This is a genomic window from Micromonospora sp. NPDC049900 (assembly GCF_044461025.1).
GTDB lineage: Bacteria > Actinomycetota > Actinomycetes > Mycobacteriales > Micromonosporaceae > Micromonospora.
Genome location: NZ_JBITKM010000002.1, coordinates 552,194 through 570,691 on the forward strand (window position 1 = coordinate 552,194; position 18,498 = coordinate 570,691).

General features: G+C 74.2%; 15 protein-coding genes and 1 riboswitch. Of the genes, 6 read left to right on the forward strand and 9 right to left on the reverse strand.

The annotated features are described in order from the left end of the window. The first annotated feature begins 79 nt into the window (after nucleotides 1-79). Nucleotides 80-895 carry a zinc finger domain-containing protein gene (locus tag ACIBMZ_RS06980; protein WP_396691641.1) on the forward strand — a complete coding sequence of 272 codons (816 nt, stop codon included), beginning with the start codon at nucleotides 80-82 and terminating at the stop codon, nucleotides 893-895. A 245-nt stretch (nucleotides 896-1,140) separates the two neighbouring features. After that, the gene (locus ACIBMZ_RS06985; RefSeq protein WP_396691642.1) at nucleotides 1,141-4,917 is read left to right on the forward strand and encodes a hypothetical protein; all 3,777 of its coding nucleotides are present in this window, start codon (nucleotides 1,141-1,143) and stop codon (nucleotides 4,915-4,917) included. A gap of 178 nt (nucleotides 4,918-5,095) precedes the next feature. Here ACIBMZ_RS06985 and ACIBMZ_RS06990 read toward each other — a convergent pair whose 3' ends face one another. The 7 genes from ACIBMZ_RS06990 to ACIBMZ_RS07020 all read right to left on the reverse strand — a co-directional run bounded on the left by ACIBMZ_RS06990 (nucleotide 5,096) and on the right by ACIBMZ_RS07020 (nucleotide 11,365). Further along, on the reverse strand, nucleotides 5,096-5,878 hold the full coding sequence (locus ACIBMZ_RS06990; protein ID WP_396691643.1) for a hypothetical protein: 783 nt from the start codon (nucleotides 5,876-5,878) through the stop codon (nucleotides 5,096-5,098). Nucleotides 5,879-5,901: 23 nt separating this feature from the next. Continuing rightward, entirely contained in the window at nucleotides 5,902-6,774 is an 873-nt protein-coding gene (locus tag ACIBMZ_RS06995) for a PspA/IM30 family protein (protein ID WP_396691644.1), read from the reverse strand. Nucleotides 6,775-6,978: 204 nt separating this feature from the next. Further along, nucleotides 6,979-7,437, reverse strand: coding sequence for a helix-turn-helix domain-containing protein (locus tag ACIBMZ_RS07000; RefSeq protein ID WP_396691645.1), 459 nt, complete (start codon nucleotides 7,435-7,437; stop codon nucleotides 6,979-6,981). Between the two features lie 125 nt (nucleotides 7,438-7,562). Continuing rightward, nucleotides 7,563-8,087, reverse strand: coding sequence for a CinA family protein (locus ACIBMZ_RS07005; RefSeq protein ID WP_396691646.1), 525 nt, complete (start codon nucleotides 8,085-8,087; stop codon nucleotides 7,563-7,565). 48 nt (nucleotides 8,088-8,135) lie between these two features. Next, entirely contained in the window at nucleotides 8,136-8,729 is a 594-nt protein-coding gene (pgsA, locus tag ACIBMZ_RS07010) for a CDP-diacylglycerol--glycerol-3-phosphate 3-phosphatidyltransferase (RefSeq protein WP_396691647.1), read from the reverse strand. A gap of 56 nt (nucleotides 8,730-8,785) precedes the next feature. Continuing rightward, the gene (gene rimO / locus ACIBMZ_RS07015; protein ID WP_396691648.1) at nucleotides 8,786-10,321 is read right to left on the reverse strand and encodes a 30S ribosomal protein S12 methylthiotransferase RimO; all 1,536 of its coding nucleotides are present in this window, start codon (nucleotides 10,319-10,321) and stop codon (nucleotides 8,786-8,788) included. A 120-nt stretch (nucleotides 10,322-10,441) separates the two neighbouring features. Then, on the reverse strand, nucleotides 10,442-11,365 hold the full coding sequence (locus ACIBMZ_RS07020; RefSeq protein ID WP_396691649.1) for an ornithine cyclodeaminase family protein: 924 nt from the start codon (nucleotides 11,363-11,365) through the stop codon (nucleotides 10,442-10,444). A gap of 92 nt (nucleotides 11,366-11,457) precedes the next feature. Then, a riboswitch (guanidine-III (ykkC-III) riboswitch) is annotated at nucleotides 11,458-11,523 on the forward strand. Between the two features lie 59 nt (nucleotides 11,524-11,582). On the opposite strand from ACIBMZ_RS07020, the gene ACIBMZ_RS07025 reads away from it, so the two are divergent. Further along, nucleotides 11,583-11,897, forward strand: a complete 315-nt coding sequence (locus ACIBMZ_RS07025) for a DMT family transporter (RefSeq protein WP_396691650.1) — start codon at nucleotides 11,583-11,585, stop codon at nucleotides 11,895-11,897. A gap of 82 nt (nucleotides 11,898-11,979) precedes the next feature. Next, nucleotides 11,980-12,222, forward strand: a complete 243-nt coding sequence (locus tag ACIBMZ_RS07030) for a hypothetical protein (RefSeq protein ID WP_396691651.1) — start codon at nucleotides 11,980-11,982, stop codon at nucleotides 12,220-12,222. 243 nt (nucleotides 12,223-12,465) lie between these two features. Here the strand turns inward: ACIBMZ_RS07030 and ACIBMZ_RS07035 are convergent, their stop codons facing one another. Beyond that, nucleotides 12,466-14,919 carry a DNA translocase FtsK 4TM domain-containing protein gene (locus ACIBMZ_RS07035; protein WP_396691652.1) on the reverse strand — a complete coding sequence of 818 codons (2,454 nt, stop codon included), beginning with the start codon at nucleotides 14,917-14,919 and terminating at the stop codon, nucleotides 12,466-12,468. A gap of 113 nt (nucleotides 14,920-15,032) precedes the next feature. On the opposite strand from ACIBMZ_RS07035, the gene ACIBMZ_RS07040 reads away from it, so the two are divergent. Together ACIBMZ_RS07040 and ACIBMZ_RS07045 are read left to right on the forward strand one after the other, a co-directional pair. Further along, complete coding sequence (locus ACIBMZ_RS07040) at nucleotides 15,033-15,500, forward strand: YbjN domain-containing protein (RefSeq protein WP_396691653.1); 468 nt, start codon at nucleotides 15,033-15,035, stop codon at nucleotides 15,498-15,500. Beyond that, on the forward strand, nucleotides 15,497-17,191 hold the full coding sequence (locus ACIBMZ_RS07045) for a YbjN domain-containing protein (RefSeq protein ID WP_396691654.1): 1,695 nt from the start codon (nucleotides 15,497-15,499) through the stop codon (nucleotides 17,189-17,191). Before ACIBMZ_RS07040 ends, ACIBMZ_RS07045 begins: the two co-directional genes overlap by 4 nt. Before the next feature lie 55 nt (nucleotides 17,192-17,246). Here the strand turns inward: ACIBMZ_RS07045 and ACIBMZ_RS07050 are convergent, their stop codons facing one another. Continuing rightward, the gene (locus ACIBMZ_RS07050; RefSeq protein WP_396691655.1) at nucleotides 17,247-18,431 is read right to left on the reverse strand and encodes a S1 family peptidase; all 1,185 of its coding nucleotides are present in this window, start codon (nucleotides 18,429-18,431) and stop codon (nucleotides 17,247-17,249) included. Nucleotides 18,432-18,498: the final 67 nt, after the last annotated feature.

Genomic DNA, 18,498 nt, shown 5'->3' on the forward strand with positions numbered 1-18,498 from the left:
TCATATAGGAAGATCGAACCGAAGTGACATACAAATAGCGATACATGCGAATTCGGTTCGGGTGAGGGAGAATGGTGGCGTGCCCGAAGGTGACACCGTCTGGAACACCGCCCGCGTCCTGGACCGCGCCCTGGCCGGCGCCCGGCTGACCGGCAGCGACTTCCGGGTGCCCCGGCTGGCCACCACCGACCTGACCGACTGGGCGGTACACGAGTGCGCCAGCCGGGGTAAGCACCTGCTGCTCCGCCTGACCGCCCCGACCGACACCGGCACTCCCACCGCCACCGGCCCGGTGCACTGGACGCTGCACTCGCACCTGCGGATGGACGGCACCTGGCGGACGTACGCCCCCGGGGAACGCTGGACCGCCCGCCCGGCGCACCTGATCCGGGTGGTGCTGCGAGCCGCCGCCGCGACCGCCGTCGGCTACCACCTGCACGACGTGGCGCTGGTGCCCACCGCCGACGAGGACCGCCTGGTCGGCCACCTCGGCCCCGACCTGCTCGGCACCGACTGGGATCCGGTGGAGGCGGTCCGCCGGCTCGCCGCGCATCCGGACACCGCCATCGGTGTCGCGCTGCTCGACCAGCGCAACCTGGCCGGGATCGGCAACCTCTACAAGTGCGAGGTGCTGTTCCTGCGCGGGGTGCATCCGCGCACCCCGGTCCGGGAGGTACCCGACCTCGACGGCCTGGTCCGGTTGGCGCAGGACCTGCTGGCCGCGAACCGGGGACGGTGGACGCAGAGCAGCACCGGCTCGCTACGTCGGGGCCAGACCAGCTACGTGTACGGGCGTCGGGCGCAGCCGTGTCGCCGCTGCGGCACCGCGATCCGCAAGGAGGAACTGGGCGAACGGGTCACCTACTGGTGCCCGGCCTGCCAGCCCGCCGCCTGAGCCGGCCGACGTGGAAGTTCCGCCGACCCGGGCGCAAGTTCCACGGGAGTCTGCGCAGGTGGCGGGCCGGTTCGGAGTGGCGGCGCCGACACGCCGGGCGGTCACCAGATAGGGACGATTGGGTACTTCCTAACCACCCCCCGGCCATCGCATGCTGCGATTGAGCGCTCACGGAAAGTCAAAGTCGTGCGCTGCGCACGCCACATCGCAGTGGTGGCCGCCGCGCCCCGACCCCGGGGAGAGCCATGGCCGTGTTCCGCAGATTCCGGTCGACCTGGCGGGATCGCGCCACCCGCGACGGCGAGTCGAGCCCGGGGGCCGTCCCCGAAGCCCGCACCGACCCGGACCACGCGGACCCCGGCCCCGTCCAGGCACCCCACGACGCGCCGCCGGCCCAGATGCCGCAGGACGCGCCGCCCGCCCAGGTGTCGCACGGCGCGCCGCCCGCGCAGGCACCGCAGGGTGCGCCGCCCGCCCAGGCGCCGCCCGCGCCGACCCGGAGCGCGCCCGCCGGACGACCGTCGATACCGGCCAGTCTGGACCCGGCGGCGGTGCCCCGGCTGTTCGGCACGGTGCCGAATCACGCGTACAGCCCGCTGCCGGTGGTCGACTCCGACGGGACGGTGGTGGGCGGCACCGGCATCCGCAAGTTCGTCGACCCGCTGCCCGGTCTCGGCCCGCTGGGGCGAACGCCGCTCGGCGCGCACCTGCCGGTCGCCGTGCCGGACACCATCAGCTACCCCGGCTGCGACTACTACGAGATCGGTCTCGCCGAGTACACCCAACGCCTGCACAGCGACCTGCCGGCCACCCGGATGCGCGGCTACCGGCAACTGAACCTCGGCACCGACGTCGACGGACACAACACCGTGGCACCGCCCCGGCAGCCCTGGCACCTCGGGCCGGTGGTGCTGGCCCGGCGCGGCCGACCCGTACGGATCAAGTTCATCAACCAGCTTCCCGCCGGACCGGCCGGCGACCTCTTCCTGCCCGTCGACCCGACCGTGCCGGGGGCCGGGACCGGGCCGCTCGGCGGACCGGCACCGTACCCACAGAACCGGGCGGTGCTGCACCTCAGCGGCGCGTCGACCGGTTGGGCCAGCGCCGGCAACCCGTGGCAGTGGATCACTCCGGCCGGGGAGATCACCCCGTACCCGACCGGTGTCGGGCTGGCGCACGTCCCCGACATGCCACCCCCGGGCCAGGGCGCCACCACGCTGTACTTCCCGAACGAGCAGAGCGGACGACTGCTCTGGTTCCACGACAACACCGCCGGACTGTCCCGGCTGACCGTCTACTCCGGACAGGTCGCGCTCTGTCTGCTCACCGACGAGGCACAGGAGCGGCTGGTCGACGACGGGGTGCTGCCGTGCGACCAACTCCCGCTGGTCTTCGAGGACAAGACCTTCGTGCCGGACGACGCGCAGCTCGCCACCCAGGACCCGACCTGGGATCGCAGTCGGTGGGGGACGCGCGGCAGCCTCTGGCACCCGCACGTCTACCAGCCGCAACAGGACCCGCACCGCCCGGAGGGCGTCAACCCGACCGGCCGCTGGGACTACGGCCCGTGGTCGCGTACCGCCGCGTCGGCCGGACCGGAGGTCACCGCCGCCACCGTGCCCAACCCGCACCACGACCCGGTCACCGACCCGGACGAGCCGCCGGAGGCACCGGGCGTGCCGCACCCGAGCGCGGTGCCCGCCGCCTACGGGGACACCGTGCTGGTCAACGGTGCCGCGTACCCGTACCTGGAGGTGAAGCCGAAGGTCTACCGGTGGCGGATCCTGAACGCCTGCGCCGACCGGTGGTTGAACCTCCAGCTCTACCGGGCCGCCTCGGACGCGCCGATGTGGACGCCGGAGGGCCGGCTGTCCGACGCCGACGCGGGCGAGGTGCCGATGGTCGACGCGATCCGGGCACCCGACCGACCGACGGGCTGGCCGACCGACGGGCGCCCCGGAGGCGTACCGGACCCGGCCGCCACCGGACCGGAACTCATCCGGATCGGCAACGAGGGCGGCCTGCTGCCCGAGCCGGTGGTGATCCCGAACCGGCCGATCGGATTCCGGTACGACCGGCGCGAGTCGACCGTGCTCAACGTCGACGGGCACGCCCTGCTGCTGGCGCCCGGCGAAAGCGCCGACGTGCTGGTGGACTTCGCCGCCGTGGCCCCGGGCAGCACGCTGATCCTCTACAACGACGCCCCGGCCCCGCTGCCCGCGCTCGACCACCGGCACGACCACCACACCGGCGGCCCGGATCGCAGCGCCGAGGGCGGCGCGCCACCGACCCGTCCCGGGTACGGCCCGAACACGCGCACCCTGATGCAGTTCCGGGTCTCCGGCACCCCCGCCTCCCCGTACGACCTGGACCGGCTGCGCGAGCGGCTGCCCGGCGCGTACGCCGCCGGCCAGCGTCCGCCGATCGTGCCGCAACCCGCCTACGACGCCTGCTTCGGCACGGTCTCCGCGCCGACCCGGATCCCGGTGCACGCCGCCGCTGTCACGTTCACGCCGACCGGCGGCGCCGCACCGGTGACGCTGCCGTTTGCGATCAAGGCCGTCCGGCAGGTCTTCGAGCCCGAGTACGGCCGCGCCACCGGCCGCCTCGGCGTCGGCCACCCACACGCCGGACCGCTCGACGAACCCACCCTGCCGCTCGGCCCCGCCGACCCGGCCACCGAGACCCTGCACGTCAGCGACCCGGCCGTACCCGTCGGCGCACCCGGTGACGGCACCCAGCTCTGGCGGGTACGCGGCACCGGCCGACACACCCACCCGGTCCGCTTCGACGGCCTCGACGTGCAGGTGGTCAGCCGGGTCGGCCGGGACGGCCGGATCCGGCCACCACACCCCGGCGAACTCGGCTGGAAGCAGGTCGTCCGCGTCGACCCGGGCGAGGACGTGCTGATCGCGCTGCGCCCCGAGGCCCCGCCGCTGCCGTTCAAGCTCGGTGACAGCATCCGGCTGCTCGACCCGACCCGACCGGCCGGCGTACCCACCGGCTCCACCGAGATCAGCCCGCTCGACGGACGTCCCGCCTCGGTGGTCAACCGCCTGGTCAACCTGGGCTGGGAGTACCGCTGGGGCAGCGCCGCGGCGGGCCTGCGTGACCAGGGGATGAGCCGCCCGCTGGTGGTCCGCGTCGCACCCCGCTCCCCCACCGGCCTGAACGCCACTCCGGCCCCCGGCTCGGCCACCGCCCTACCGGCGATCAACCTGACCTGGACCGGCAACGGCGGTCAGCCCGCCGCCACCAGCCACCTGCTACAGCGGGCCACCGACTCCACCTTCACCGGCGGCCTCACCGAGATCACCGTGGCCGGCAGCGCCACCCGCTACACCGACGCCACCATCACCCCCGGCGTGACGTACCACTACCGCCTCCGCGCGGAGAACACGGTGAGCTGCTCCGCCTGGTCGAACAGCGTCCCGGCCGCGGTGCAGCTCACCGCCCCCACCGGCCTGACCGCCACCATCCCACCGGCCGCCCCGCTGCGGGCCGCGCTGCGCTGGGCCAACCGCTCCTTCGCCACCGGCATCGACGTGCAGCGGGCCACCAACCCCACCTTCACCAGCGGCCCCGGCACCACCGCCATCGGCGTCGGCGACCACCACCTGGACACCGCGCTCGCCCCCGACACCACTTACTACTACCGGGTACGCACCACCTACCTGGGCGTCGCCTCGCCCTGGTCCACGGTGGCCACCGTGATCACCCCGCCGGTGCCCGGCGTACCCACCGCGGTCAGCGTCGCCACCAGCACACCCGACCCGGACACCGCGACGGTCGTACTCGGCTGGGCGGCGAGCACCCCCACCGGCCCGGGAGCCGGTTTCACCGTGGAACGGGCCCTGGACGCCACCTTCACCCGGGAACTGGCCACGTTCACCGTCACCGGACGCGGCTTCACCAATACCGGCCTGGCCCGTGGCGTCACCTATCACTACCGGATCCGCTCGTTCAACGTGGTGGCCGCGTCCCCGTACACCGGCCCCATCCCAGTGACCACCCCGAAGTAAACCCGCCACCCCCGCCCACCCCACCACCCCCGCATGCCCCTCCCACCCCGCCCGCCCCGTCGATCATGGAGTTGTGGCAGCGACAAAAGGTGCACATCGTCGTGCAATTACGACCTCAACTCCATGATCGACGCGTCGAGGGAGACGGCGGCCGGTGGGGACGACGGGAGTCCGGCGGTCAGGAGGTGGTGGCGGGGCGACCGACGGCCCGTAGCTCCGACAGCGCCGACGCGAAGCCGTGCAGCATGTCCGTGGCCTCCGTCAGACGGGCTGCGGAAGGGTGCTCACTGTCGGGGCGGTACTCCTCGGCCAGGTAGCCGGCCGCCGCCACCACCAGTCGCTCGTACGCCCCCACACCGGCGTCCAACTGCCCGGTGAGCGCCTCGTGCGCCTCGGTCAGTGCGGGACGGGCGTCCGGGGGCGCGAGGTGTACCGCGCGTTCCACGCTCGCCACCCGGTTGGCCAGCTCGCGCAGTGACTGCTCGGCCACGGCGGCCTCGGCGACGGCGGGTTCGGCGAAGCCGGTCAGCCGACCGCCCATGGACGCCAGGGTGGACGCCGCCCGGTCCAGTCGTTCCCACGGCTGGGCCGCGCTGGTGCCGCGCAGGGCGCCACGGGAGCGGACCCGGCGCACCTCGGCCACCACCCCGGCACCGACCGGTAGCCGCTCCACGGCGGCGACCAGGCGGGCACGGCTGCGGGCGGCGGCCTGAGCGGGATCGAGAGCGGGCGGGGCGGGCTGGGCCGACAGCGCCCGCAGGTCCACCCAGCGCCAGGCGGCCAGCGCGGTGGAGGCGCCGGCCGCGGCGGCCCAGACGGCGTCGGCGAGGCCGATTCCGGCGTACGGGGTCAGGATGACGGTGGCACCGCCGAGCCCGCCGGCCAGTACGCTCCACCGGCGGGCGGAGCGACGGAGCTTGCCCAGCCGGCGGAAGTAGCGGGTGCGCTCGTCTGCTGCCACCGTCGCCTCCTTGACGCCTCGGTTCAGCCGGCGGCGCTGGCGTCGCCGGTGTTGCGATCCCGGTTCATGCTGGCCCGCAGCTCGTCGAGGCGGGCCACACCCGGGTCGTTGGTCTGTGCCGCCTGCTGCTGGCCACCGGCGGCGGCGTTCTGGTCGGCGGCGCCGCCGAGCTGCTCGCCGGCCATGCTGGCGCGGATCTGGTCGAGGCGGGCCGACCCGGCCACGTCCAGCGTGGCCTTCTGGATCTCCAGCATCCGGCCCTCGGCCGAGTTGCCGGCCAGCTCGGCACGGCCCATCGCGGTGGAGTAGCGGCGCTCGATGCGGTCGCGGACCTCGTCCAGGCTGGGCGTGCTGCCGGGGGCGGTGAGCGCCGACATCGACTCCAGCGAGGAGGCCACCGTCTCCTGCATCTTGGCCTGTTCGAGCTGGCTGAGCAGCTTGGCCCGCTCGGCGAGCTTCTGCTGGAGGATCATCGAGTTGTTCTCGACCGCCCGGCGGGCCTGTCCGGCGGCGGCGAGCGCCTGGTCGTGCAGCGTCTTGAGGTCCTCGGCGGCCTGCTCGGACGAGACGAGCTGGCTGGCGAGGGTCTGCGCGGACTGCTCGTAGCGGCCGGCCTCGACCTCGTCGCCCTTGGCGCGGGCCTGGTCGGCGAGGACCAGTGCCTGTCGGGCGTTGCTCTGCAACCGCTCGACGTCGGACATCTGCCGGGAGAGCTTCATCTCCAGTTGCCGCTGGTTGCCGATCACCGCGGCGGCCTGCTGCACGAGCGCCTGGTGTTGCCGGTGCGCCTCGTCGATCGCCTGCTGGAGCTGCACCTTGGGATCGGCGTGCTCGTCGATTCGGGCGCCGAAGAGCGCCATCAGGTACTTCCAACCCTTGACGAACGGGTTCGCCATCTCCGCCGTATCCCCTCAGTCACGTCGCTGCGCCAACCGCCATGTCCGGCCGGCCCAGCTCGGCCACCGGCGATGGTGGGTCCATCGTCCCAGCCGAGCGCCGGCACGACATCCGGACCGGCGCGAGGGGGACGCTGCGATCAACCCTACGCGGCGGTCGCCACCTCGACCATCGGCCGGCGGCTCAGGCGGTGTGGAACACGCTCAGGCGGCGCAGACCACGTCCCGGTCGGTGCGTTCGGCGGAGCGGACCCGGGTGCTGCGCAGCGTCGCCTTGAGCGGCGACTCCTGGCGCACCGCGACCGCGACGGAGCCGTCCGAGCTGACCTGACGCACCGGTCGGCCGGTGGCCTTGTGCACCGCCGTCGCGCCGACGGGAGTCGCCTCGACCGGCTCGTCCTGCACCGGCACCAGCACGCCCGGTAGCTGCTCGGCGAGGGCCACGGTGTCGCTGACCTCGCGCAACAGCTCGGACAGACGGGCGCCGAGCGCGTCGCAGATCGCCGCGAGCAGTTCGCTCGACGGTTCCTTCTGGCCGCGTTCGATCTCGGACAGGTAGCCCAGGCTGACGTTGGCGGCGGAAGAGACCTCGCGCAGCGTGCGGTGCTGCCCCTGCCGGCGCGCCCGTAGTGCGTCACCGATCACCCGGCGTAGCAGGACCATCGCACCTCCCCTGAGGGACACAGTTCGCCCGGCCGCCGGCCCGGTGGTGCGCACCGGCTCCGACTGTCGGAGCTTTCCCGCAACCGTACCCGTTGCGGGCCGCCACGACATCCCGCCCCGCCCTCCTAGCTTGCGGCGGCGACGTCCCGGTGGGTGTGGGCGGCGAGCATCCGAAGCGCCTCGGTGACCGTTTCGCCCCGAATATTGTCCCGACTGCCGACCAGGTGGAGTTCGCGTACCTCGCTGCCGGAGGGACCGGCGACCGCGACGTAGACCAGCCCGACCGGCTTGCCGTCCTGCGGCTCCGGCCCGGCGACACCGGTGGTGGCCAGGCCCCAGTCGGCACCGCAGCGCCGCCGCCCGCCCTCGGCCAGGGCGGCGGCCACGTCGCCGTCCACCGGGCCGCGCGCCGTCAGCAGATCCGCCGGTACGTCGGCGAGCTGCTCCTTCAGCTCGGTGGCGTACACCACCAGTCCACCCCGGTAGACCGCGCTCGCCCCGGCGATCTCCACGATCGTGGCGGCCAGCAGTCCACCGGTCAGCGACTCGACGGTGGCGAGGGTCTCCCGTCGCTCGGTGAGGCGGTGCACCACACCGGCCGCCGCGCTGCCCATCTGTCCTTCGCCCTCTTTGACACCCACGCCCTGCATCCTTCCCGACAAGTGGACGGTCTACTCGCCGCAGCGCCGGGCGGACGGTCAGCGGGCGCGCCGCAGCCGCAGAGCCTGGGCGATGTAGTCGAACCCGGTGACCACCGTCACCGCCACCGCCGCCGCCATGATCCACGGGCCGATCGCGGCCAGGGTGTCGGGCATCGGCCAGAGGTACCAGGTGATGGCGAGGATCTGGAGCGCCGTCTTGACCTTGCCGCCCCGGCTCGCCGCGATCACCCCGCGCCGGATCACCCAGAAGCGCAACGCGGTGATGCCCAGCTCGCGGGCGAGGATGACCACCGTCACCCACCAGGGCAGTTGGGCGTACCAGGAGAGCAGCAGCAGGGCGGCACCGGTGAGCGCCTTGTCCGCGATCGGGTCGGCCACCTTGCCGAACGCGGTGACCAGCGAGAACCGGCGGGCGATCCAGCCGTCGACCAGGTCCGTCGCCGACGCCACCACGAAGATCACGCAGGCGACGCTGCGCCACCCGGCGTGCGTCATGCCGGAGACCACCACACAGGCGGCGAAGACCGGTACGAGCAGCAGCCGCAGCCCGGTCAACGCGTTGGCGGCGTTGACCACCGGGACCACCCGGGCCACCACGGGCAGCGGGGTGGACTCCGTCGCCTCGGTCATCGGCGCGTTCTCCGGCAGCACACCTGGTCGCTCTCCCGCTTCGTCCTGGCCGGCGGTCACCGTGTCGCGCCGGGCGCCGCCGAGATCATCTCATCGGGTACGGCGACCAGGTCGACGCCCTCGGTGTCGGTGACGGTGGCCCGGACCAGGTCACCGGGGCGCAGCGCGGCCAGGTCGACCCCGCCGCCGTCCGGGGCGACCAGGGTGGTGGAGCCGTCCACCTCGGGCGCCTGGTGTGCGGCCCGCCCCTCGACCATTTCGCCGTCGACCGAGTCCACCAGCACCTCGACCGTGCTGCCGAGGCGGTCCTCGGCGCGCTGCGAGCACAGCTCGTCGGCGAGGGCGCTGAGCTTGTCGTACCGGCGTTTGATGGTGGCGGCGGCGACCTTGCCGGGCAGCCCGGCGGCCTCGGTGCCGTCCTCGTCGCTGTAGTCGAAGACGCCGATCGCGTCGAGCCGGGCCTCGGTGAGGAAGCGGACCAACTCGTCGTAGTCGGCGCGGGTCTCGCCGGGGAAGCCGACGATGAAGTTGCTCCGCGCGCCGGCCTCCGGGGCCAGGGCCCGCGCCGAGGCCAGCAGTTCCAGGAAGCGGTCGGTCGAGCCGAAGCGCCGCATCCGGCGCAGCACCGGCTCGCTGGAGTGCTGGAACGACAGGTCGAAGTAGGGCGCCACGCCGGGCGTGGTGGCGATCGCCTCGACCAGGCCGGGCCGGGTCTCGGCCGGCTGGAGGTAGCTGACGCGGACCCGGACGATGCCGTCGATCACCGCGAGCTGCGGCAGCAGCTTCTCCAGCGCACGGGGGTCGCCCAGATCCTTGCCGTAGGAGGTGGAGTTCTCGCTGACCAGCACCAGCTCGCGGACACCGCTCTTGGCCAGCCACTCGGCCTCGGCCAGCAGCTCGTCCGGGGTCCGCGAGACGAACGCGCCCCGGAACGCCGGGATCGCGCAGAACGTGCAACGCCGGTCGCAGCCGCTGGCCAGCTTGAGCGAGGCCACCGGGCCGCTGTCCAGGCGGCGACGCAGCACCGGCCGCAGGTGCGCCGGGGTGTGTTCGTCCACCTCGGCCACCGTGCCGTGGCCGGGCAGCGACACCGCGCTGCCCCGCCGGGCGACCGGGGTCAGCGGCAGCAGTTCCCGCCGGTCGCGGGGGGTGTGCGCGGCGAACTCCCGCCCGGCGACGACCGCGTCCAGCCGGGCCGCGATGTCCGGGTAGTCGTCGAAGCTGAGCACCGCCTGCGCCTCGGGGAGGCTGTCGGCCAGTTCCCGGCCGTACCGCTCCGCCATGCAGCCGGCCGCCACCACCTTGGCGCCGGTGTCGGCGGCGGCCAGCAGCGTCTGGATCGAGTCCTGCTTGGCCTTCTCCACGAAGCCGCAGGTGTTGACCACCACCACGTCGGCGCCCTCGCCGTCAGTGGTCACCTGCCAGCCGTCGGCGTGCAGGCGGGCGGCCAGCTCCTCCGAGTCGACCTCGTTGCGGGCACAGCCCAGGGTCAGCAGGGCGACCCGGCGGCCGTCGGCGGGCTGCTCCGGGTCGCGGGGCGACGCCGGACGCACCGCCTGGGAGTCGTCGACAGGAGAGGTGGCAGACACCATCCGAGGGTACCGGGCCACCGGCTCCCGCCCGACAGCCCGGCCGGACCCCGACCGACCGGGCCGACCCGACCAGCCGGGCCGGACCGGGCGGCGGACCCCACCGGGCCGCACGGGCGGGCGTCAGGCCGCCGGGGCGAGCACCGAGACCAGGCGGTCGAGCAGGAAGACCTCGGCGCCGGCCAGGCCGACCGCGCAGAAGACCGAGATCTGCTCCGCGCCGGTGCGGCCGGGTGCCGTGCCCGCCAGCACCGCGCCCAGGTCGCGCAGGCGGGCGGCGTACGGCGGCTGGGCCGCGAGCATCGGCGGGACGTACGCGCCGGCCTGCTCCGGGGAGTCGCTGGCCAGCACGGCGGCGGCGTCCAGCAGGTCGGGACCGAACTCGGCCCGGTCGCACTGCTTGAAACCGACGGCGTTGACGTGCGTTCCCGGGGAGACGTCGGCGGCGGTCAGCACCGGCGTGGTGGACGTGGTGGCCAGCACCACCACGTCCCGGTCCCGGATGGCGGCCCGCACGGTGTCCACCGCGCGGGCCGGGATGCCGAGTTCGGCGCGGACCCGGGCGGCGAACGCCTCCCGGCGGGCCGCCGAGCGGCTGTGCACGGTCATCTCGCGCAGCGGTCGTACCGCGGCGACGGCCCACACCTGGGCCCAGGCCATCCGGCCGGACCCGATCACGCCCAGCGTGGTGGCGTCCGGGCGGGCCAGGGCGTCCACCGCGACCCCGCCGGTCGCACCGGTACGCCGGGACCCCAACTCCTCCCCCACCGCCACCGCCCGCACCGCCCCGGTACGCCCGTCGTGCAGCACCACCACCTGCTCGGCGCCCGGGTGTCCGAAGGTGTCGTACGACCGGTAGCCGTACCACTCGTCGCGCAGGTGTCCGGCGGTCAGCACCATCCGGCCCCCGCCCAGCGACGCGGCGGCCCGGGGCGGTGCCACCAGCCGTCCCCCGTACGCGGCGAGCAGGGCCTGGCGCATCGCGTCCACGGTGGTCGCGGCGTCCAGCGCGGCGGCGACCTCCGGATCGGAGATGAGGACCGTCATGGCGCCATCGTGCAAGGTGAAGTCAGGTTGAAGTCCACTCCCGGTGAGCGTTCTCACCCGCGGCGTCCGCCACGTCCGGTGCTACGGTCGGTCCCGACGGCCCCCGTGGCCGTCCCGGACGAGTCGTGGGCGTACCCGGTGAGCCAAGACGCCCCGCGTGATGGACCGACTCGTCCCGGCGCCCCGGCGGCCCGGGCGGACCTGAAGAGGTGACCCGATGGCCTGGATCGCGCTGGTGATCTCCGGACTTCTCGAAACGGCGTGGGCGATCGCCCTGGACCGCAGCGCCGGCTTCACCCGACCCGTCCCCTCCGCGATCTTCGCGGTCACGCTGGTGCTCAGCATGGCCGGACTGGCGTACGCGCTGCGCGAGATCCCGGTCGGCACCGGCTACGCGATCTGGGTCGGGATCGGCGCGACCGGCACCGCCCTGGTCGGCATGCTCGCGCTGGGCGAGTCGGCAAGCGTGCCCCGGCTGCTCTGCCTGCTGCTCGTCGTCGCCGGAGTGATCGGGCTCAAGGTCTACCACTGACCCGTGTCCCGGCGTGCCGTTTGGACGGCGCCCCGACATGGGTACTGGCCGATCAACGACGAGTTGACCACCGGAGGAGATCATGGCCAACATGCACGCCGGCACCCGCCCGCGCACCAACGCCGCCCGCATCTGCACGATCCTGGGCTTCGTCTTCGCCGGTCTCGCGCTGTTCCTGTTCCCGCTGCTGTTCGGCCTGGTCGCCGTCGGGCTCGGGGTGGCCGGCGCGGTGCAGGGCGACAAGCCACTCGGCTGGTACGCCGCCGGGGCGGGCGTGGCCGCGATCCTGCTCAACCTGGTCCTCGCGGCAGCCCTCGCGAGCTGACCCGCGCCGCCGCAGACGTGGGGGGGGGCCCCCCCCCCCCCCCCGGCCCCCCCCCCCCCGGCGGGGGGGGGGGGGGGGGGGGGCCCCCCCCCCCCCCCCCCCGGGCCCCGCCCCCCCCCCCCGCCGCCCCCCCCCCCCCCCCCCGGGGGGGGGGGGCCCCCCCCCCCCCCGGGCCCCCCCCCCCCACGTCTGCGGGTCGGTCTGGTGCGACGGCGCCGACCGACCGGCCAGGCGGCACCGAGGTCAGCCCTCCGTGCCCCGCAGCCCCTCCAGGACCTCTTCCAACTCGTCCGGCTTGATCAGCACGTCGCGGGCCTTGGACCCCTCGGAGGGCCCGACCACGCCCCGCGTCTCCATCAGGTCCATCAGGCGGCCCGCCTTGGCGAACCCGACCCGCAGCTTGCGCTGGAGCATCGAGGTCGAGCCGAACTGCGAGGTGACCACCAGCTCGACCGCCTGCACCAGCAGGTCCAGGTCGTCGCCGATGTCCTCGTCGATCTTCTTCTTGCTCTCCTGCGCGGCGGTCAGCACGTCGGAGCGGAACTCCGGCTCGCGCTGGTCCTTGCAGAACTTCACCACGTCGACGATCTCGCGCTCGGTCACCCAGGCGCCCTGGATCCGTACCGGCTTCGACGCGCCCATCGGCAGGAACAGGCCGTCGCCGCGCCCGAGCAGCTTCTCCGCGCCGGGCTGGTCCAGGATGACCCGGGAGTCGGCCAGCGACGAGGTGGCGAACGCCAGGCGGGACGGCACGTTGGCCTTGATCAGGCCGGTCACCACGTCGACCGAGGGCCGTTGGGTGGCCAGCACCAGGTGGATACCGGCGGCCCGGGCGAGCTGCGTGATCCGGACGATCGAGTCCTCCACGTCGCGCGGCGCGACCATCATCAGGTCGGCCAACTCGTCCACGATCACCAGCAGGTACGGGTACGGGCGCATCTCCCGCTCACTGCCCGGCGGTGCCTTGATCTCGCCGCTGCGCACCTTGCGGTTGAAGTCGTCGATGTGCCGGACCCCGTTGGCCGCCAGGTCGTCGTAGCGCATGTCCATCTCGCGGACCACCCACTCCAGCGAGTCGGCGGCCTTCTTCGCGTTGGTGACGATCGGGGTGACCAGATGCGGGATGCCCTCGTAGCCGGTCAGCTCGACCCGCTTCGGGTCGATCAGCAGCAGCCGCACCTCGTCCGGCGTGGCCCGGGTCAGGATGGACATCAGCAGGGTGTTGAGGCAGCTCGACTTGCCCGCGCCGGTGGCACCGGCGATCAGGATGTGCGGCATCTTGGCCAGGTTGGCCACCACGAAGCCGCCCTCGATGTCCTTGCCGAGGGCCACCACCATCGGGTGGTGGTCGCTGGTGGCTGCCCGCGACCGCAGCACGTCGCCGAGCGCCACGTTCTCCGGGTCGGTGTTCGGGATCTCCACGCCCACCGCGCTCTTGCCCGGGATCGGGCTCAGGATGCGGACGTCGGGCGACTTCACCGCGTACGCGATGTTGCGGGAGAGCTGGGTGATCCGCTCGACCTTGACGCCGTGGCCCAGCTCGACCTCGTACCGGGTCACCGTCGGCCCCCGGGTGAAACCGGTCACCGCCGCGTCCACGTCGAACTGGTCGAAGACGCCGGTCAGCGCCGCGATCACCTCGTCGTTGGCCTTGCTGCGGCTCTTCGGCGCGGCACCGGTGCTCAGCATGTTCGCCGGAGGCAGCGCGTAGTCCCCGGCCAGCCCGGTCAGCGCGAGCTGCTCGGCCCGGGTCGGCGCGGGCGAGTGCTCCGGCGGCTCGGCCGGCTTGCGGCTGGCCGGCACCCGGGACGGTGCCTTGCGCGGCAGGACGACGGTCTCCTGGAGGTCCACCCCGTCCAGGTCCTCGAAGTCGTCCGGGTCGATCGGCGGAGGCGTACGCTTCGCCGGCCGTCGCCTCGGCGGCGTGGCGGGCGTCCCGGCCTCGTCCTCCTCCTCGGTGCGGCCGATCACGGTCCCGGCCAGCAGACCGAGCCGCTCGGGCACCTTGTTGATCGGGGTCGCGGTCACCACCAGCAGCCCGAACACCAGCAGCAGGAGCAGCAGCGGCACCGCCACCCAGGCGGTGACGGCACGCTCCAGCAGGCTGCCCACGCCCGCGCCGACCAGGCCACCGGCGAAGTCCCGCTCGCCGGGATCGGCCGGCTGCTGGCCGATGTGCAGCATCGCGGCGGTGGCGACCAGCATGGAGCCCCAGCCGATCAGGCCACGGCCCCGGTGCTCGGGGTCGCCGGGTTGCCGCATCAGCCGCCACGCGCCGATGCCGAGCAGCACCGGCACGACGATGGAGATGGCACCGAGGAACAGCCGGATCGTGTCGGCGAGCTGGGCGCCCAGCGGGCCGGCCCCGGAGAACCACAGTGCGCCTGCGGTGAGCAGAGCGAGGCCGATCACCAGCAGTCCGGCACCGTCGCGACGGTGTTCCGGATCGATGTCGGCGGCGGAGGCGGCCTGTCGACCGGTGGCGCGTACCGCCCACCCGACGCTGTGCGCCAGGCCCATCCACACCGCACGGACCGCCCGCCCGACGTACGCCGCCGGGCCCGGTCCCCGGGTGGTGGTGCGACGCCGGACCGGCGCCCGGGTCTTCTTCGCCGGTTGGCGGGCACGACTGTTGTTCGTGCCACCGCGCGGCGACGCGCCGCGTCGGCGGCTCGCCTGAGAGGTACGGCCCGCCATAGCATCACCGTAACGGCGGTCCCGGGGATACGCCGGTCTTACTGGTCGCGTCCGCGTGTCGCAGCACGGACGCCGCCACCTGCCGTGATAATCGCCGGACCGAAGGGTGCCCGATGGCGTCGCCGGAGTTCGAGGACGGACCGTTGGCCGGACACCCGTCGGCACTGCGGCCGTTGACGCACGACCTCGTCTCGGCCGTGCTGGCGCACCGGGGACACCCGGTCACCGCCGACGGGGACGCGCTGGTCGGCCGGTGGGCCGAGGGCCACATCTGGTTCCTGCGTGCCGGGGACGACGGCGAGATCCTCCAGGTCCGCACGGTGGCCACGCCCGCCTTCGGGGTCGCGGAGGTGCCCCGGCTGCACGGGTTCTGCAACACCTGGAACCACGACCTGTTCTGGCCCAAGGCGTTCGTCCACGTCGACGACGCCGGCCGGGCCCGGGTCTGCGGAGAGGTGATCACCGACCTGGAACGCGGCGTCACCCCGCACCAGCTCGACCGGCTGCTCGGCCGGGGCATCTCCACCGGCCGCAGGCTGGCCGCCGAGGTGGGCCGGCTCGTCGGGTCGGCGCGGTCGTGACCGGCTGGCCGACCGGCCCCGGACGGGGTCGACAGCGCACCCGGAGCAGCGCGCCGGCTCCCGGCGAACGGCCCGCCGCCGCGCTGCACGACGCCCGGGACATGCCGGACGGCGAGGCGCGGATCGCCGAACTGGAACGCGTCGCCGCCCTCGCCGAGGCGGTCGGCGACCCCGCCACCGCCCGGACCGCCTGGTCCGAACTGGTCGAGACACACCTGCGCGGCGGCGAGCGGTGGCGGCTGTTCGAGCCCGTCCGGCGCTGCCTCGACGCCGCCGCCCGCACCCGGCCGGACCGCGGCGGCCCGGACGACGAGACGCTGCGCCGCTACCGCCGGTATGCCGCCGAAGCCCTGCTCGGCACCCCCCGCATCGGCCTGGACCAGGCCGCCCACCTGCTCGGCACCGACACCGACGTCGCGACGGCGGCGCTGCACGGCCACGACACGGACGCGGTGGTGGCGCAGGTGCGCTGCCGGATCGCCGACCACCTCGGCGACGAGCCCACCGCCCGGCACTGGCTACGCCGGTGGCAGGCCGCGACCGGCGACCCGGCCGCCGGATGCCCCGACTGTCTGCCGGTACGCCAGGCCGACCTGCTCGCCGGCTGGGGCGACTGGACCGCGGCGCTCGCCGTCGTCGCGTCCGTCCTGGACGGTCCGCACGGCTGCACCGCCCAGCCCGAAGCGGCCCTGACCGGGGCCCTGCTGCCCTGGCTGCGGGCCGGTGAGACGCAGCGGGCGGCCCGCGCCCACGTGCGCGCGTACCGGCGGCACCGGGTCGAACCCGACGGGTTCGGTCACCTCGCCACCCACCTGCGCTTCTGCGCCCTCGGCGGGTACCCCGGGCGCGGACTGGCGATCCTGGTCGAGCAGTTGCCCCGGTTGGACCAGCCGCACGACGACCGGTCGGTGATGGAGTTCACCGCCGCCGGCGCGCTGGTCTGCGCCCGTGCCGCCGACGACGGCGACGGCCCGGTGCACCGACCGGCGTACCGGGGACGGCCGGCGGCGCAGGTCACGGTGAGTGCGCTCGGCGCCGAGCTGCTCGCCGTCGCGACCGCGCTGGCCGGCAGCTTCGACGCCCGCAACGGCACCGGGCACCAGTCCGGCCGGATCGCCGCCTGGCTGGCCGAACGCCCGCTGGCCGAGCCGGTGCCGCTGCCCGGCGAGGACGAGATCGAGCCGGACCACGAGCCGTGGCCCGGCGACCCTCCACCGGCCGGGTCCGGTGGCGACACGACCGGTGTCGAGGTCACGACGGGCGACGGGACCGGTCCGGCGGACGAGATCGGCGCGTTGACCGTGGGGATGATCACCGAGGCGCTGGACCGGCGCGGCGACGGGTACGCCCTCGATCCGACCGGCACCGTGCTCGGGCGCTGGGGCGACGCGGTGATCCAGTTCCGGCGGGCCGGGGAACGCGGCGAGATCCTGCACGCCCGGGTGGTCGCCGGTCGGCGGTTGCCGGCCGCCCGGCGCGCCGAGGCGTACGCGTTCTGCAACGGGTGGAACCGCGACCGGCTGCTGCCCAGCGCGTACGTGCACGATCCGGGCGGGGGTGAACTGGTGCTGGCCGGCGAGGTGACCACAGACCTGGCGTACGGGGTCGCCCCGGCACAGGTCACGGTGCTGGTCGACGCGGCGGTCCGCACCGGCGTCGCGTACGCCGAGGCGGTCGCCGCCCTGCCCTGAGCGGACATGCGACGGCCCGGCCGGACGTGACGCGTCCGACCGGGCCGAAGGGGGATCAGCGTCGGCTGCCCAACGTGGCGAAGTTCTGCGTGGTGAGCAGCGTCAGGTTGTTGCGTTGCAGGATCTCGTTGACCGGCTGGTAGAACGTCGTGCCACCGCGTACGCAGTCGCCCGAGCCGCCGGAGGTGACGCCCTGCGCCTGGTTGCCCGAGATCCACGAACCACCCGAGTCACCGGGCTCGGCGCAGACGTTCGTCCGGACCAGACCGCTGACCAGACCCTCCGGGTAGCGGACGGTGGCGTTGCGGGCCTGCACGGTGCCGCAGCGCACGCCGGTGGTGGAGCCGGACCGGCAGATCGACGACCCGGCCGGCACCTCCTGCGAACCGGCGACCCGGGCGATGCCGCCCCGGAAGTCGGTCACCTCGGGCAGCACCCGGGTGTTCTGGTTGACCTGCACGAAGGCCCAGTCGTCGCCGGGGAAGGAGGAGGCCCGGAAGACGCCCTGTAGTTCGCCGTCAGCACCCGAGGTCCGGGCACCGACCCGGCCGCAGTGCCCGGCGGTCACGTAGCCGCCGACCACCGCGAAGCCGACCGAGCAGCGGCCTGCGCCGACGAAGAACGGCTCACCGCCACGGACGTCGGCGAAGAGGCGCGGCTGCTCCTCGGTGGCCATCCGGACCGCCTGGCGGGGTACGCCGGCACGAGCCACGAAACGCCAGCCGGCCGCTTCGGCACCCGGAGCGGCGAGCACCACCACGCTGTTGGTGGCGACGTCGACGTACCAGCCGGAGACGTCCTCGGCCCGCGCGGCGGTCCGGTCCATCCGGGTCTTGATCGCGTCGAGCTGGCCGACGCCGCGCTCCACCACCTTCGGCACCGCGCCGGTGGCGCGTACCCGCTGTGCCTGGGCCGCGTCGGCGACCCCGACGTTGAGCTGGCCGCCGTCGGCGCTCAGCCAGCTACCGGCGTAGTCCCCGCCGAGGTCCGCCCGGAGCTGGTCGACGACCCCGCTGGCCCAACGCTCGGTCTTCAGCCGCGCCGCGACCTGCGCCTGGTCCAACCCCAGGTCCCGACGCATGGCCTCGACCACCTCGGCGTCGGCGCCCGCCACGGCCTGGCCGGTCGGCGCGGTGCTCGGCGCGCTGCCGTCACCGGCGAAGGACGGCAGGGCCACCGCCGCCGCCGCGCCCACCGCCGCCACCACGACACCGATGGCTGTCAATCGTCTGCGGTCCATCCGCCATGCTCCTCCCGGCGGGCGCGGGGCACGCCTGCCGGATCGGAGTACGGGCGGATGGACCGAA